Raw genomic sequence first — 15,195 nt, forward strand, 5'->3', positions numbered from 1 at the left:
AAAAAATGCACTCAATACTTTGGGTGCATTTTATATTTCATGTTTTATCTTTTTTTATTTTAATTCATAATATTCTTCAATATCATCATCAAACTCATCCCATGCCATAGACATAATTGGATATGCATCCCTTGACGGTACCTCTATATTTTTATATACAAGGCGAATACGTTCTTTTGGATAACTCTTTTTCTTTAATGGAAACACTTCTATGTACTGAAATCCTTTTTGAAAATATTGATTTAATCCTTCTTTCATTTCCATCGTGAGAATTTCATCTTTATCAGGAATATCTCGTCCAATCCAGTCACATAACATCAATATTGGATATGCATTTCCAGCATACTCATTCACACCCACGACTTTTAGTATAATGTACTGCCCGCTTAATAACCGATACGTAATGACATCTCCAATTTCAAGCTCAGTTTTTAGAACCACTCTTCTTTTTACCTTTTTCGGTTCTGGCAAAGGTGAAACTAAATTTTTTTTTAATTTCTCCAAAACAAGCTCTCTTTTCTTCTTTAATTCTGGTTCTCTCCACCATCGTTTTAAATCTGATTTACTTTCAATAATACAAATGGCTTTTTCCTTAACTTGAGGATTCAATCTTCCTAGTTCCCATTGAATTGCAGCCAACGCTAGCCAAAAAATATTTTCCTCATGTTTTCGTAAAGATGAAATATATGTATTCACCATCATCTCAGTAGCTTCTTCTGAGCTATAGCCTTCACTAATCAAATCTTGGAAATCAAACTTTATATCTTCAGATAGATTATCTTCAAAAATACCTACTCCTGATACATACATTCGGCACCTCTACTCAGTAGATTTATAGTAAATTAAATTCACCTTCACTAGGATAAACCTGCACATAATCTTCCTCATCGTTCACATAAGCAATCTTCACACCATCTAACAACTGCTGATTTTCTAGTTCATCTAGAATTGTCTTCAACGCTTTATCAACGTCAATTACAAAGTTAAATATGTTAATTGTCCCACTACCAATATCTCCACCATCACAATGGCCATTTCCAGACCACCCCAATGCTTCATCCATAATCTCTTGAACTTGTTGTCGTTTTTCCAACGCTGCTTCCAACTGATTGTCTTTATAATGATATTGTAAAACAAATTCTATCAATTCTTCCTCATCGAGTTCCTTATAACCATCCGCCAAATGTTCATCTGCTAACTCTTTCATTTCTTTTTCAACACGTTGAAATGGGTACAGTTCTATTTCATACACTTCACCTGTATCACCAACACAGCCGCAATGTACAATTAAAGTTTTCTTATCTTCTTCCCATACTTCCCAGTACAAGATTTTACCCTTTTCTTGTTTAATCAATTTAATCAACTATACACCATCTCCCTATTTTTATAATTAAATTTAACTGAAAAGAATTCCTTAATCAAAACGATAAATTTCGTTACTTTTATCTATCTGTCATTGTAACTAAATCTTTATGAAAATTATAGAACATTTGTCCTTGGGTTTTCATAGTTCTATGTGTATTTTTAAGGATTAATATATGCAAAGGGAAAAGAGCCTATATGAGCTCTTTTCCCTTTGTTAATTATTACTCTACTTATTCTCTTTCACATACTAATTCTTTACCCGTTTATATCGATTTCTGCCACTAAATATTCTATTATTCTTTCATATATCTAAATCATCTAGTCTAATTTTCAATTCTCTCAAGCTTCCAAATCAAATCTGATATATGTTCTTTTTCCAAAAATGTGAGTATCCATCCCGTTTGATTTCTCTCATCCATAATTGTAACTTTATGATCCAATGTCCAAAGTATTTTCCCTACATGCCTAAGTATTTCTGCTTCATATGTTTCTTTTTCTCTAACCAGAAGTTCTTTTTTTATTAACTTTTTACTTCTATACGTTTTTATTTCTAAATAAATATCAGCATATGATACCTCATGCTCACAAATTATACTGCACATATATTTTTTATTTGTGCTACTCTTTTTTTTATAACTAAAATGATTAGTATAATTTAAATCTACTATTTTATTGTACACGCCTTCCAACGATTCTAAATCCCAATTATATTGTTCTGCAATTTTTTTCATTTCAGCATGTATCAGGTTAAGTACTAATTCTTTTTTTTCTCTATCTGAAATAAGTGAAAAATACTTTTCGCTATCAAATCCCAAAAATATATTAATATACTCTGGAAATACATGACATGCTCTCTCTGATTCATTTAATAAATCCATATTTTCTACACAATGTATTAGGATACCCTTTTCATATTTTGTTACTAATCTTGGAAGTAACCTACTGTATAAAGACGTAATACATCTAGTTTGTTTGAAGAAGATTTCATCCTCACATAATCTACTAATATTATGATGCATTCTCTTTTCCATTGGATTATTAATGTATTCTTTTAATAACGATAATTGAATATCTTTTATTATTGCCATATCATCACACCTTATCTAATCTTATTTCTATTTTAAGGTCTACTATGAAAAGGTTTAGTCAACTTCTTCCCTTGTTTCATATTAATATAATTCACATGTCTCTTTTCCCACGTTTCAGCATTATACCTTCCTCTTAAATTCTTTCTAACTATACGTGAGGCAAATTGATTACCATGATTTTTATTAAAGTTTCTTACCTGAGTTTCTGCTCTCGATGATTTTCCATTTTTTTTAATTCTATTCCCACTAATCCCAACTTTAACGACTTGTTGGGTATGTTTATTGTATATTTCATATCCATGATATAATTGAGGGTTTCTTTTACTATTTGAATGCCTATTTTTCTGCTTATTTATTTTCTTAATTTGCTTATTATAATTATTAACTTTTTTAATTGCTTTGTATCCTTTATAAGCTCTATAGCCACCTATCGCTACAGGAATAAGCCAAGGTGCATGCCCATCAGGATCCGTCATCATCGCTGGATTATTATCTGCATACGTATATCCGTTTTGCGTAACAGGATCATCACTATCACCCGGATCTGGATCCACCGATAAGAACACACCATGATCTGGATTATAATAACGCGCAATTAGATAATACATGCCAATCTCTTTATCATACATGTATCCCGCATATCCAAATGGATTATCTGCTGCGATACCTTTTGCGTCGCTCTTTAATACGTTACCCCATGAATCATATTCATACGTTGCTACAACTTCTCTATTTTGATCTGTCATCGCAATGACATCACCACGAGGGTTGTAGTGGTAGTATAACGTTTGTCCTTTTGATTTCATCGCTAGACGCGCGCCACTTGTTGAGTATACATATTGACGAAGAACATTTCTACTACCATCCGTCTCATATAACGGATTAATGCTGTCTCCATCATAAAAATAACGTGTTACTTGACCATTTACACTCTTTTCAATACGACGATTATCCTCATCATACTTATAAGTTGCGAATGCATTACTCTCACCTTGTTTTGTGATAGCTACAAGTTGGTCATCTTCATTCCATGTATATTTGTACTTTCCATCAGATGTACGATTTCCATTCGCATCATACGTTAACGATTCGTTTCCGAATTTCACAAGCTGATTTCCGTCATTAAATGTTGCCGCTATAGATTTTGTTTCTTTTCCATTCTCTACAACTTTCACACTCGTACGGTTTCCAAATCCATCATATGTGTATGATTTACTTGTTCCGTTTGGTAATACTTCATTTAATAATTGGTTAATCGGGTCATATACAAAGTTTGTTTCTGTTACTTTTCCGCCCGTACCTTCATGTTTAATCTTCGTACGGTTACCTGCTTGGTCATATTCATATCGTTCAGATAGAAGATTACCACTCGATGTACCTACTACTAAATCTTTAATTTTGTTCGCATGGTCATAGTTAAAGGTAGAACCTGAACCATTTCCGGCTGTATACGTACGAACATTTCCTTGATCATCATAATCAAAGCGATACGTTTGCGAACCATCTGTCACACGAATGTTTTGATCTAACGTGTTGTAGTCATACGATACTTTATTTGTGTATCCGCCTTGCGTTACTGTTTGTTCTTTTAGTTTTTCTGTCTTACTGTTTGCTTTGTCGTGGTATGCCCAGTCAATTTTTCCGCCTCGGCTATCTGTTGCACTTGTAACGCGGTCTGCCTTGTCGTATGTTTTTGTACGTTCTACGCCGTTGACATGGTCTTTTACTTTCGTAACTTGTCCATTTTGATCACGTTCGAATGTAAATGAATCTTTTCCATTACGCTTTTCACCAACGACGCGATCTGCTGTATCATATACAGACTCTAAAATAGAACCGTTTGGCATTTTCGTTTTAATCTTGTTTGCATTTTCATCGTACGTGTTTTCAATACGACGGTTTAACGCGTCGATATACACTGTATTTTTATTATCTACATCATATTCATATTTGTGTGTTTGTGTTTTCCCACCAAACATGACAGATTTCTCTGTTGTGTTTCCATTATGATCATAACGATAATTTACAGAAGTACCATTTTTTAATGTAACCTTTGTTAATAGATTATCTTTGTTATAATCATATAGTTTTGTATTTCCTTTTTCATCTGTCTCGCTCTTTTTATTTCCTGATGCATCGTATGCGAATGTATTTTTCTGTCCTTCTTCATCATACGTCGCAACAACATTTCCATCGTTGTCGTACTCGTTTTTAATAAGAGCGTTTCCTTCTAATAGGCGTATATCATCAAACCAAACTTTTCCTTTATTCTCTCTTCTAAAGAGCATATAAACTTCCATACGTTTAATTGGTTTAGTGGCAGGGATTACAACCGCACTACGATTCCAATCATTTGTCCCACTTGGGAATTTCGCTTGGAAATTTTCCCCACTACCATCTTGATAATGTACATCTGCCCAAATAGAGTAATCTCGAGAGAGTTTATCTGGTGCAGTATTTTCTACATTTACTGATTTAGACATTCCTGTTAGCGTAATTGGTTCTGCTTTTTTCTGATTTATAGTGATATGCTTGCCATATCCTACATCTGAACCACCATATTGGCTACGCTCTAATACAATAGATGAATGTCCCGTAAAGCTCTCTTGCTGAGAAACATCTTTCGGATCACAGCTTGTTCCATCTCCTCTAATCCAACCTGGCATACAGCCATTTCCCGCCATATTTTCTAAACTACTATTTTCAATTGGGTTAAAGCTAGAAGAAACTTCACCTTTTTCTAGTTGAATCTTATCAAACCATGCGGAACCACTTGAATCTGCTCGATTATAATCAACTTGTAGATATATTCTAACTTTTTTTGTTTGATCTGTTGTCTTAAAGGTTACTTGGCGATTCGTCCAATCTTTCTCGCCCTCTATCCTATTATGACGTGTATCAAACCAGTTATTCCCACTTCCAAGAGGGGTTCCATCTTCTTTTAATAACTGAACATTAAAAAATGCACCAGCGTGAGTTAATGATGTTTTCATCATCCCACTTAATGTGTATGTTGTATTTGGTTCTACTACCACATCTTGAATCGCACTATGGTATCCCCAACCAGCGTTTTGCGCCTTTACTATCATTTGTAAAGATGAAGATCCACCCAATCCACCCGGCGCGAATGTTGCATCTTTTTTCAATGATCCATGACTATTAGTCTTCTCTTCATTCCATCTCTCAGTGTTATTCATTTCAAAGCTTGGATTTTGAATCAGGTTTTCTCCTGTTCCCAACTCTCTAGTTGTCGCAATTGGATTTCCAAACTGATCATACTGCATGAAAGATGATGTATTTGCTGCTTGGTCTGTTTCAGATACTTCTGTATTTGCAGCCTTATAAGCAACTGTTGTTTCACGATTTTCGTTATCTGTCGCTTTTATAAGCCCGTTGTCTTTATTGTACTCAAACTTTTCTGTTCCCATTTCATCAGTAACAGAAGTTACATTCCCATTACCATCATAGGTCGCTGTTTCTGTTTGATTTTTAGGAGTTGTTGTTTTTACTAGGTTATTTGCATTATATTCATACGTTGTCGTTAAATTTAGACGTCCAGAATCTTCAACTGTTTTGACTGGGTTTCCAGCATCGTTATACGTATAAACAGTTTTACGTCCTTTAGGATTCGTTAACGTAACTTCTTTCGCATCTGTATTATATGCTAATGTCGTAGCTTTTCCTAATGGGTCCGTTACTTTTACTAATCTATTATTCTCGTATGCATACGATGTTTTATATGGTTTGGCATCGGTATGTTGCGGATCATAAATAGATGTTAGTAATCCATTATCATATCCGTATTTATATACTTTTCCTTCTGGTGTTGTAGAAGAAACGAGTAAATCTCCATCATATTTAAATGTAATCGTTTTGCTATCTGGGCCGATTACTCTTGCTGCTTTTTTATTATTTCCATCATATTGTACGACTAACTCTTTGCCAGAAGCATTTTTCACTTTTGATAAACGTGATTCCCCATCATACTCATATGTCGTCGTATTTCCGTATTTATCTTTTGTATACTGGATACGACCTTGTGAATCTCCAGATTTATAGAAAGTAACCGTTTGGTCTTTATCTTTTATTTCATATCCGCCTGATACTTGTTTAATTTCTAAATATATACCAGTAGGGGCTTGATACGTATTATCTCCCGTTCTAGTAAAAGTAATATTTGCGCCATCGGCAGAAATTAATAGTAAGTTTCCATTTCCTTCAGCCAAAATTCTTTCTTCTAATCCACTAGACCAACCTGTACCAAATAAACCTACTTTTTTACTTTGGCTATTATACGTTCTTTCTACTGATACATCCGGTCCGCGCCCTGATAACGTAATATCTTTCTCACTCATAATAAAGTTACCATTTGTAGCATTCACTGTGCCATTTAGTACCGGAACTGATGCCCAGTAATCAAACATCCCTATAAACCCAAAGTCTTGAGCAAATTTAGGTACAAATTCATGCGAAATTTCACTTTCAGCATGTCCGGCTTTACTATACGCTGTTACACGGAACCAATAATTTTTAAAGCCAGCATAAATTCCGCCAGAATTCTTATACACAGGTGATGGATCAACTGCTAATTCTGCACCTTTTTTATCATGATGAAGTAAATATTGGCCTTTTGCAATTTCATCTTTCGTTGGCCAAATTTTCTCATTTTGCGTTGTCCAATTTGTTTTATTTCCTACGTCGAACGCTTCGTAATCTTTTCCGTTATAAATCCAAACTTTATAGCCTGCAGCCGCTGGAACTGCATCCCACTTTAATGTGACATATCCTGTTTCCTTATCTGTCGCATTAATGTAGGCCGATCCGTCTGGCTTTTTCACTTGTTCTAATGGAATAAATGGAACTATTTCATCTGAAAGTGGACTATCCCCAAACGGATACTCTGCTACAATACGAATCCAGTAGCTACTTCTTCCGCTATAATCCCCGTACGGACCTCCTGACTCGTAAGCATTTTTATATATTTATCCTGGGTTAGTAGGCGCTTCTGCACCTTTTCCATCATCATGTATCCAGTAACGCCCTTGTGCAATTTCTTCTGGCGTCGGGAATATTTTTTTATCTTTCGTCGTCCAGCTTGTCACATTCCCAACAGGAATATATTCATAGTCATATCCATTAAAAATGGCAACTTTATAACCTGTTGCTCCTGGAACTGCGTCCCATTGTACATTGAAGTGACCAGAACCACTCCCACTTCCATTTGAGTAAGCTTGTACTCTTGGCTTATTCGGTTTTGCGTAGGAATATTTCACTTCCAAGAATGGTGCATTCGTTCCATTTTCAGCTGCAATGAATTTCTTCCAATGGTTTTGACCATTACCATTTGCATGTAGCTTAAAGCCATTGTTTGGTCTCGCGCCTTCTACCCATGCTTTCACTGTATTCGTTACATTGAACTGGGCCCATTTTCCGCGGCCCACATCAGCGTGTGCAATGTTGTTAGAACCTGGTTTGTTATTCCAGTTTACACTTCCAACATTCCATCCACTTGTTACTTCATCTAACCAAACACCATTTGGTTGATTCGCATAATAATGCCAAACTGCATAGGCATGGAATGTTGCACTTTCAATCTTTGCACCCTTTAAGTTTGAAACATCTGGTTTAATAAATGAAAAATTAGTTCCAGATGCTCCATCATAATATCCAACTTTTAACGTATAAGCATTTTGACCTGAATCCCAAAGTTTTCCCCCTGAATAATTGACAGTTGGATACGCACTTGAAGCGTAAGCATTTTCAAAATTATCCAATTCAATTGAAGGATCTACATATACCGGATATTTTCGCTCTGGTGCTTGTAACCACTGCGGGTCTGCAGTAACAGTTAATGTATATGTTTTTTCATCTTTCTTCTCAATATTGTAGCGAACTGCATCTGACGTTACAGCCTCGCCTGATTGCTGGTCCACATTGGAATCATTCATATATGGTTTCGGCAATGTGAATACTTTTTCTTTTTTCTCATCTTGGAAGTCGATTGAACCATCTTCCTGTAAGCTAGGTGTTAAATCTGTTTCTAATGCAAATGTAAAAATGTGGTGTCCTGTATACTCACGTAATACAAAATCTTCTTTTACATTTTCATTGAATGTCGTACTCTTTAAATCAATATTTGGGAAAATCTCTTTATACCATACTGTATTATTTTCATGTGTTGCAGTGACTGGTGATGGCTTCATTTCACCTTTTTCACCATTTGCACTTATTAATTTATACTGAATAGTATGATCCTTTACTTTAAATTGAACGTACTTTCCATCTTGTGTCGCTTTCTCGAACTCTGGTTCTAATGTTGTATTTTCAGTTACAATTTTTTCATTTGGTGCTTCTACTAATTTTGGTGAAACCTCTTCTAGCTTTCCATCTTTCTCCGCATGAATCGGTTCCGTATATACCCTCTTTGTAAAAGTACCATCATTGTTATCAAAAACCTTTTCGGTTTCCGTTCTTTCTTCTACAATCTCAGTCGGACTCGCCTGTGCTTTAGCCTTATCCTTCTTTAATTGATCTGGATGTGGAGCTGGTAATTCCTGCTCCTCTTTCTTTTCCACTTCTGGACTTTGTTCTGAATTTGGAGATGGTGTAAACGGTGGTGCCGTTTCTGCCAACCCATTCAGTGGTATAGAAGTAACAATTAATGCAACTACGATAAGTTGTATTAAATACTGATACCACTTCCTTTGTTTCTTACCTTCCATAAACTCACCTCACTGAAATATTTTTAACATATATAATGTTACATATCACAATTTATATAAACTAAAGAGTAAAGTAAATACAGTTTTAAAGTTTTGAAGATTTTGTGCACAAAATACGACAATTTAATAACAATTTTTAAAATATCATTTCAGATAATTAATTCTGTTATATAATTTAAGATTACAATAATTACATCTATTATTATTTACTAACGACAGAATATGAACATGATTCAACTAAACTTTTACATTCACTTTTGTTCTAGCATTCCAATGAAGCTAATACATTGAGTTTCATTGGAATAGCGTAAATGTGGGTCTTCTAATTGTAATAACTGTGTTTAAGAAAGTAAGAGAAATATCCTCATTACTACTCGTATCAAATAGTTGTTTGAACACGCTCCGCTATTATATATACAAACTTCCGACTACATTTCATATGAGAAAAAGTTATTACGATAAACAAAGAAAAGGTCTCCTAAAATATCTTTTAGGAGACCTTTTCTTCATTACACTTGCATCGCTTTCTCTCTCAATGCTCTTCTTAACAACTTACCAGTCGTATTCTTCGGTAATTCTATTAAAAACTCAATGCTTTTCGGCACTTTATATTTCGCTAAATGTAACGTACAGTAATGCATTAGTTCTTCTTCTGTTACGTTTGCTTGCTTCAAAACGACGTACGCTCGCACAGCTTCTCCTAAGTTTTCATCAGGAACACCGATTACGACAACTTCCGCTACTGATTCGTGCGTATATAATACTTCTTCTACTTCACGAGGGTATACGTTATAACCGCCAACTAAGACGATATCTTTTTTACGATCAACGATATAGAAGTAACCTTCTTCATCCATTTTCGCCAAGTCACCTGTATATAGCCAGCCGTCTTTCAATGTCGCAGCTGTATCTTCTGGTGCATTATAGTATCCTTTCATAACGTTAGGTCCGCGAACGATTAATTCACCGACTGCGCCGACAGGTACTTCTTCCCCAAGTTCATTTACAATTTTATTTTCTACATGCCAAATATTTGTGCCAATCGACCCTGGTTTACGAGGACGATCTAGCGGATTGAAACAAGTAACTGGTGATGCTTCTGATAAACCGTATCCTTCTGAAACAATAACATTAAAACGTTTTTCAAAGTTTTGTAGAAGAGCAACAGGCATCGATGCACCACCGGAAATACAAAGACGAAGCGTCTTCACATCTTCTGCGCTTGCTTCTTCAAATAAATATAAATAATTGTACATCGTCGGTACGCCAGCAAAGATCGTTGGTTCGTACGTACGACAAATACGGAATACTTCTTTCGGACTAAATTTCGGTAACATTAAAATCGTTGCCCCGTTCACAATCGGTGCATTTACCGCAACTGTTAAACAGAATACATGGAACATAGGCAGTGCCGCAACAACACGGTCATCAGCCGTATATTGTAAATACGAAGCCACATCGCTTGCATTACTATATAAATTTTTATGTGTAAGCATAGCGCCTTTCGGTTTTCCAGTTGTGCCCGAAGTGTATAGGATAACCGCTACATCTTCTTCATCTAGTTCAGGACCTTCGTAAGTTGTATCTCCAGTCCCCACAAAACTAGTAAACGTTTTCATTTTTTCGGTTTCTGTATGGTTAAAATCTGATGAGGTTTCGCATATGATGATGTTTTCTAATGAAGGAAGTCTTGTTGTAAGAGATTGTATAACAGGTAGAAGGACGTCGAGTACGATGATTGTTTTTACATCTCCATTTTGTAAAATATAATGCATTTCGTCTGCTGTATAAATTGGATTAACTGGAATAACAGTTGCTCCGGCTTTCATTGTTCCGTATAAACCGACCAAAAAATGTGGTGAGTTCCCAACAACTAATGCGACATTGTCCCCTTTTCCAATGCCCATTTCTGCTAAATTGCCAGAAAACCTTGTGACCATTTTGTTTAATTGGTCATATGAGACCGACTGATCCATAAATATATAAGCCGGTTTATCCCCCTTCTTTTTTGCCGTTTCAGCCAAAGATTGAACGAGATTCACAAAAACCCCACCTTTATAAAATTTAGAATATTTAAAAATTCTAAATTAATTATATTAAAAGAAAATTAAAGTGGCAAGTGATATTCTATTAACTGCATATAGACAGACTACCTACTCTTAGTTTACTTTGGAAGAATACGGGGATTTTATTTGTAAGTAATTTATGAAACTAGACCAGAAATCATTTTAGGATAATATGCATTCATCTTTTCTCTAAGTTTATTAAGTTCCTCTTTATTTAACGTCGTATGCTCGCCGTGCAAGTTAAGAGCGTCCGCTCCATCTTCATGAAAATACACCGTAACATATAACGTCGGTAACCCTTTGTTGTTTTCATCTATTGATAAGACGACATCTGGCGTTTTATTAACAGTGCTGAATGTTTCATTTCTTTTCCACTTCTTATTTTGAAACATGTCTTGTATATCATGTATCTTTCGTTTGTTATCTGTATGCGTAAAATATATAACATTATCCTCAGCCGGTTTTCCGATAGACAAAATTGTACGACTTGAGGGCAATCCACTGTTACACGCTGTCATTCCGATGACGAAGCTGAGCAATAATATAACGTACATTACTCTTTTCATTTCGATTCGCCTCCTTTTCATATATATATTCCTTTATAAGAGGCAGATGTCCTGTAAGTATACATTTTGTGGTAAATGGAATTATATCGACAAAACTACAAAAAGAAAGAGGCTGCCTTTATGGCAGCCTCCCTCATTTTTAGAAGAATAAATGTAAGAAATCTTCTGTTGTAATGTTACCGAAGTAGCGTGCGATATCTACGCCTTCTAAAGCTGCAGTGAATGCATCTTTATCGAACTGAACGCCTGTTAGACGCTCTTCGATATCATGAACATCTAGTGAACCGAAGAAGTCGCCGTAAATTTTACATTCTGTTACTGTTCCTTTTTTCACTTCAAGACGAACATCAACTTGTCCAACTGGGAAGCGGTGTGAATGTTGTAAGTTGAACTTCGGTGATTTTCCATAGTTCCAATCCCAATTTTGGTAACGTTCTTCAGAAAGTTTATGGATCTCTTTCCAATCATTTTCTGTTAATTCGTACGTTGGGATTTCTGTTTCTCCTTCGAAAATTGTTTCTAGAAGAAGTTGTCTAAACTCTTCTGTCGTCATTTCTTCGTTTAGGAACTCTGTAATGTTCGCAACGCGGCTACGGATTGATTTAATACCTTTTGATTGAATCTTATCCATTTTTACTTTTAACGCTGATACGACGTGATCGATTTCAGAGTCAAATAGTAACGTACCGTGGCTGAACATACGACCTTTCGTTGAGAACTGCGCGTTACCTGAAATTTTTCTACCTTCAGCTAAAATGTCGTTACGACCACTTAGTTCTGCCTTTACACCTAATTTACTAAGCGCTTTCGTTACAGGCTCTGTGAATTTTTTAAAGTTGCTGAAACTGTCTCCATCATCTTTCGTAATAAAACTGAAGTTTAAGTTTCCTAAATCATGATATACTGCGCCTCCGCCTGATAGACGACGAACGACATGAATACCTTTTTCTTTTACGTAATCTGCATTAATTTCTTCTACTGTGTTTTGATTTTTACCAATGATAATCGAAGGCTCATTAATGTAGAACAGTAAATATGTTTCGTTAATATCTAAATTTTTCACACAATATTCTTCGATCGCTAAGTTTATTCTAGGATCTGTAATTCCTTTATTATCAATAAATAACATCGTATCACCTCATGAGTTCCATACGTAACCACTATGCGCTAGCGTAATATGGCCACTGAAAATTTGTTTTGCTTCTGTTACTAAATCAGATGGGTTGCCTGTATGCGGTAAGTGCGTTAATAAAAGTTCTTTTACATTCGCATCTTTTGCAATACTTGCTACTTCTGTACTATTCATATGCCCTGCTTTTGCAGCCTCTTGATGTGCATACATATTACACTCACAAATGAAAAGATCAGCATCTTTCGTGAATGGAATAAACTCAGGAATATAACTGGAATCAGCGCTGTATACTACGATATCACTACCTGCTGTAATGCGCATCGCAAAGCATGTAACAGGATGAACAGTTTTTAAGAATGAAATCGAGAACGGTCCAATTTGAAGTGTTTCTTCTGGATTGTACGCGATTCCTTTCGTATGCGGTTCATGTGTTAAAGAATGGAAACCATTCTCATCAAACGTATGACCGTATATTGGTAGTTCTGGTAGTTGCCTTGTTGTCGCGCTCGTAATTAATCTCGCATATTGCAATACCCCAATATCTGCAACATGATCGTGATGATAGTGCGATAGTACAACTGCATCTATATCAGATGGTGTTATATATTTTTGAAGCTGTGCTAGTACACCACTACCACAGTCTACAAGTAAACGAAAACCATCGTGTTCAAACAAATACCCCGACGTTGCTTCTCCCGCTTCTGGAAAGCCGCCCCAAAAGCCGACAACAGTCATTTTCATATGTATCCATCCTTTCTAAAACCGAGTAGGAATGCATGTTTTACTTACATCCTACATTGTTAACTATAATCCATTTCCTAAACTTTTTCATTAATTTTCAATTTTGTTATAAAACAGTTGTTGACTTTTATTTTTTGTACTAATACAATGATAGTAAGAAATGGAAATGGAGGGATTGACATGATCGATCAACCAATGGAGTTTTTCAGAAATTTACCGACGAAAACTTGTGCGCACTGTGGGAAAGAAATTGATGAGCAGCACGAAGCATACCATAACAAATGTGATGATTGCGTTCACGAAGAATAGTAGTTTGTGAACAGAAAAAAACCTAGCAGACATAGTCTACTAGGCTAATAACATCTTATCCTTCATCGTTGAACCTTTCACCAAGAGCTCCAGTTCAAACTCATACAATTCTTTTTTTCGATAATTTTTCGTATGGATTTTATCCATCATTAGGTCGACAACTTTTCGGGCCATTTCATCAATTGGCTGTTCAATTGTCGTAATACCTGGTTCTGTAATCTGCGATAATATTTGATTATCAAAACCGATAACAGCGAGATCATCTGGAATGCTCCAGTTATGGCGTTTCGCCTCTGAGATAATTCCAGCTGCTACCTCATCGCCTCCTGCCAAAATCGCGGTAGGATTTTTTTTGTCCTTTAATACTTCATGGAATATTCGTTTTCCATCCTCCCAAGAGAAAGCGTTTTCAAGAAAGTCAATCGCTTCTACTTGGCGGCTCTTCTCAGTTATTGCACGTAAAAAGCCCATTTTTCGCTGCTGGCTAACGACTTTGGTTTCGTTACCACGGCAAAAAATAAGATTACGATATCCTTGATCTAACACATGCTTCGCAGCTATGTATGCTCCTTGCGCATGATCAAACTTCACTGTTGGAATATTTGCTTCCTCAATATATTCATTACACAACACGATTGGACCGTGCTGTAAGTATGGCTCTACATCTTCCCACGGATTTTCTAGTGAACATAGAATAATCCCATCTACTTGTTTCGTAGATAATAATTGTAAATACTCCATCTCTTTTTCCGGTAAATATCTTGTTTGACAAATAATCAGTTTATATTTATGTTCAGAAGCAGCAATCTCGATTGCTTCAATAAATCTACTGAAGAAAGGATTTGTAATCCTTGGAACTAGCACCGCAATTGTTTCCGTTTTTTGTTTACGAAGCCTTCTCGCCGCAGAATTAGGAACGAAGCCTAAATGCTTCATTGCTAATTGAACCCTTTTTTTCTTCTCATCTGAAACATATGGATGATTATTAATCACCCTAGAAACCGTTGTCCTTGATAACCCCGCTAATTTCGCCACGTCCTCTATAGTCGACACGAAATTCTCCCCCTTTGCATGAAAACGTTTTCTTAAATTGATTATATAGTATATTATTGGAAACTGCAATATCGGTTGTTATGATTTTACTATATTAATATTATACATAGGTAAAAGTCTGTTAATGCAGGGGAATTTATACTGCTTTTAGAA

9 protein-coding genes and 1 pseudogene are annotated in these 15,195 nt (G+C 35.6%); 1 reads left to right on the forward strand and 9 read right to left on the reverse strand.

From position 1 onward, the window contains the following. Positions 1–54: 54 nt before the first annotated feature. From ACTFO4_RS21465 to ACTFO4_RS21500, 8 genes and pseudogenes are all read right to left on the reverse strand, one after another. A complete protein-coding gene (locus ACTFO4_RS21465; protein WP_326234776.1) occupies positions 55–810 on the reverse strand; it encodes a hypothetical protein in 756 nt (251 codons plus the stop codon). A gap of 22 nt (positions 811–832) precedes the next feature. Continuing rightward, positions 833–1,363: a hypothetical protein gene (locus ACTFO4_RS21470; protein WP_326234775.1), complete on the reverse strand. Its 531-nt coding sequence runs from the start codon at positions 1,361–1,363 to the stop codon at positions 833–835. A 325-nt stretch (positions 1,364–1,688) separates the two neighbouring features. Then, positions 1,689–2,453 (reverse strand): hypothetical protein, encoded by a 765-nt coding sequence (locus tag ACTFO4_RS21475; RefSeq protein ID WP_326234774.1) that lies wholly within the window; start codon positions 2,451–2,453, stop codon positions 1,689–1,691. Positions 2,454–2,485: 32 nt separating this feature from the next. Beyond that, positions 2,486–9,175, reverse strand: a pseudogene (locus tag ACTFO4_RS21480) (DNRLRE domain-containing protein). Positions 9,176–9,684: 509 nt separating this feature from the next. Next, complete coding sequence (locus tag ACTFO4_RS21485) at positions 9,685–11,217, reverse strand: fatty acid--CoA ligase family protein (protein ID WP_001055150.1); 1,533 nt, start codon at positions 11,215–11,217, stop codon at positions 9,685–9,687. Positions 11,218–11,378: 161 nt separating this feature from the next. Further along, on the reverse strand, positions 11,379–11,807 hold the full coding sequence (locus ACTFO4_RS21490; protein WP_000832612.1) for a hypothetical protein: 429 nt from the start codon (positions 11,805–11,807) through the stop codon (positions 11,379–11,381). A 139-nt stretch (positions 11,808–11,946) separates the two neighbouring features. Then, positions 11,947–12,936, reverse strand: a complete 990-nt coding sequence (locus tag ACTFO4_RS21495; protein ID WP_000897273.1) for a lipoate--protein ligase — start codon at positions 12,934–12,936, stop codon at positions 11,947–11,949. 9 nt (positions 12,937–12,945) lie between these two features. Next, entirely contained in the window at positions 12,946–13,680 is a 735-nt protein-coding gene (locus tag ACTFO4_RS21500) for an MBL fold metallo-hydrolase (protein WP_000784668.1), read from the reverse strand. A 180-nt stretch (positions 13,681–13,860) separates the two neighbouring features. Between ACTFO4_RS21500 and yhfH the strand changes: the two genes are divergently transcribed. Next, positions 13,861–13,989 (forward strand): protein YhfH, encoded by a 129-nt coding sequence (gene yhfH / locus ACTFO4_RS21505; protein ID WP_000567010.1) that lies wholly within the window; start codon positions 13,861–13,863, stop codon positions 13,987–13,989. A 39-nt stretch (positions 13,990–14,028) separates the two neighbouring features. On the opposite strand, the gene ACTFO4_RS21510 is transcribed toward yhfH, so the two are convergent. Beyond that, entirely contained in the window at positions 14,029–15,042 is a 1,014-nt protein-coding gene (locus ACTFO4_RS21510; protein ID WP_000103715.1) for a LacI family DNA-binding transcriptional regulator, read from the reverse strand. Positions 15,043–15,195: the final 153 nt, after the last annotated feature.

The organism is Bacillus cereus group sp. MYBKT14-1, assembly GCF_051915185.1.
In the GTDB taxonomy this organism is placed as follows: domain Bacteria; phylum Bacillota; class Bacilli; order Bacillales; family Bacillaceae_G; genus Bacillus_A; species Bacillus_A cereus.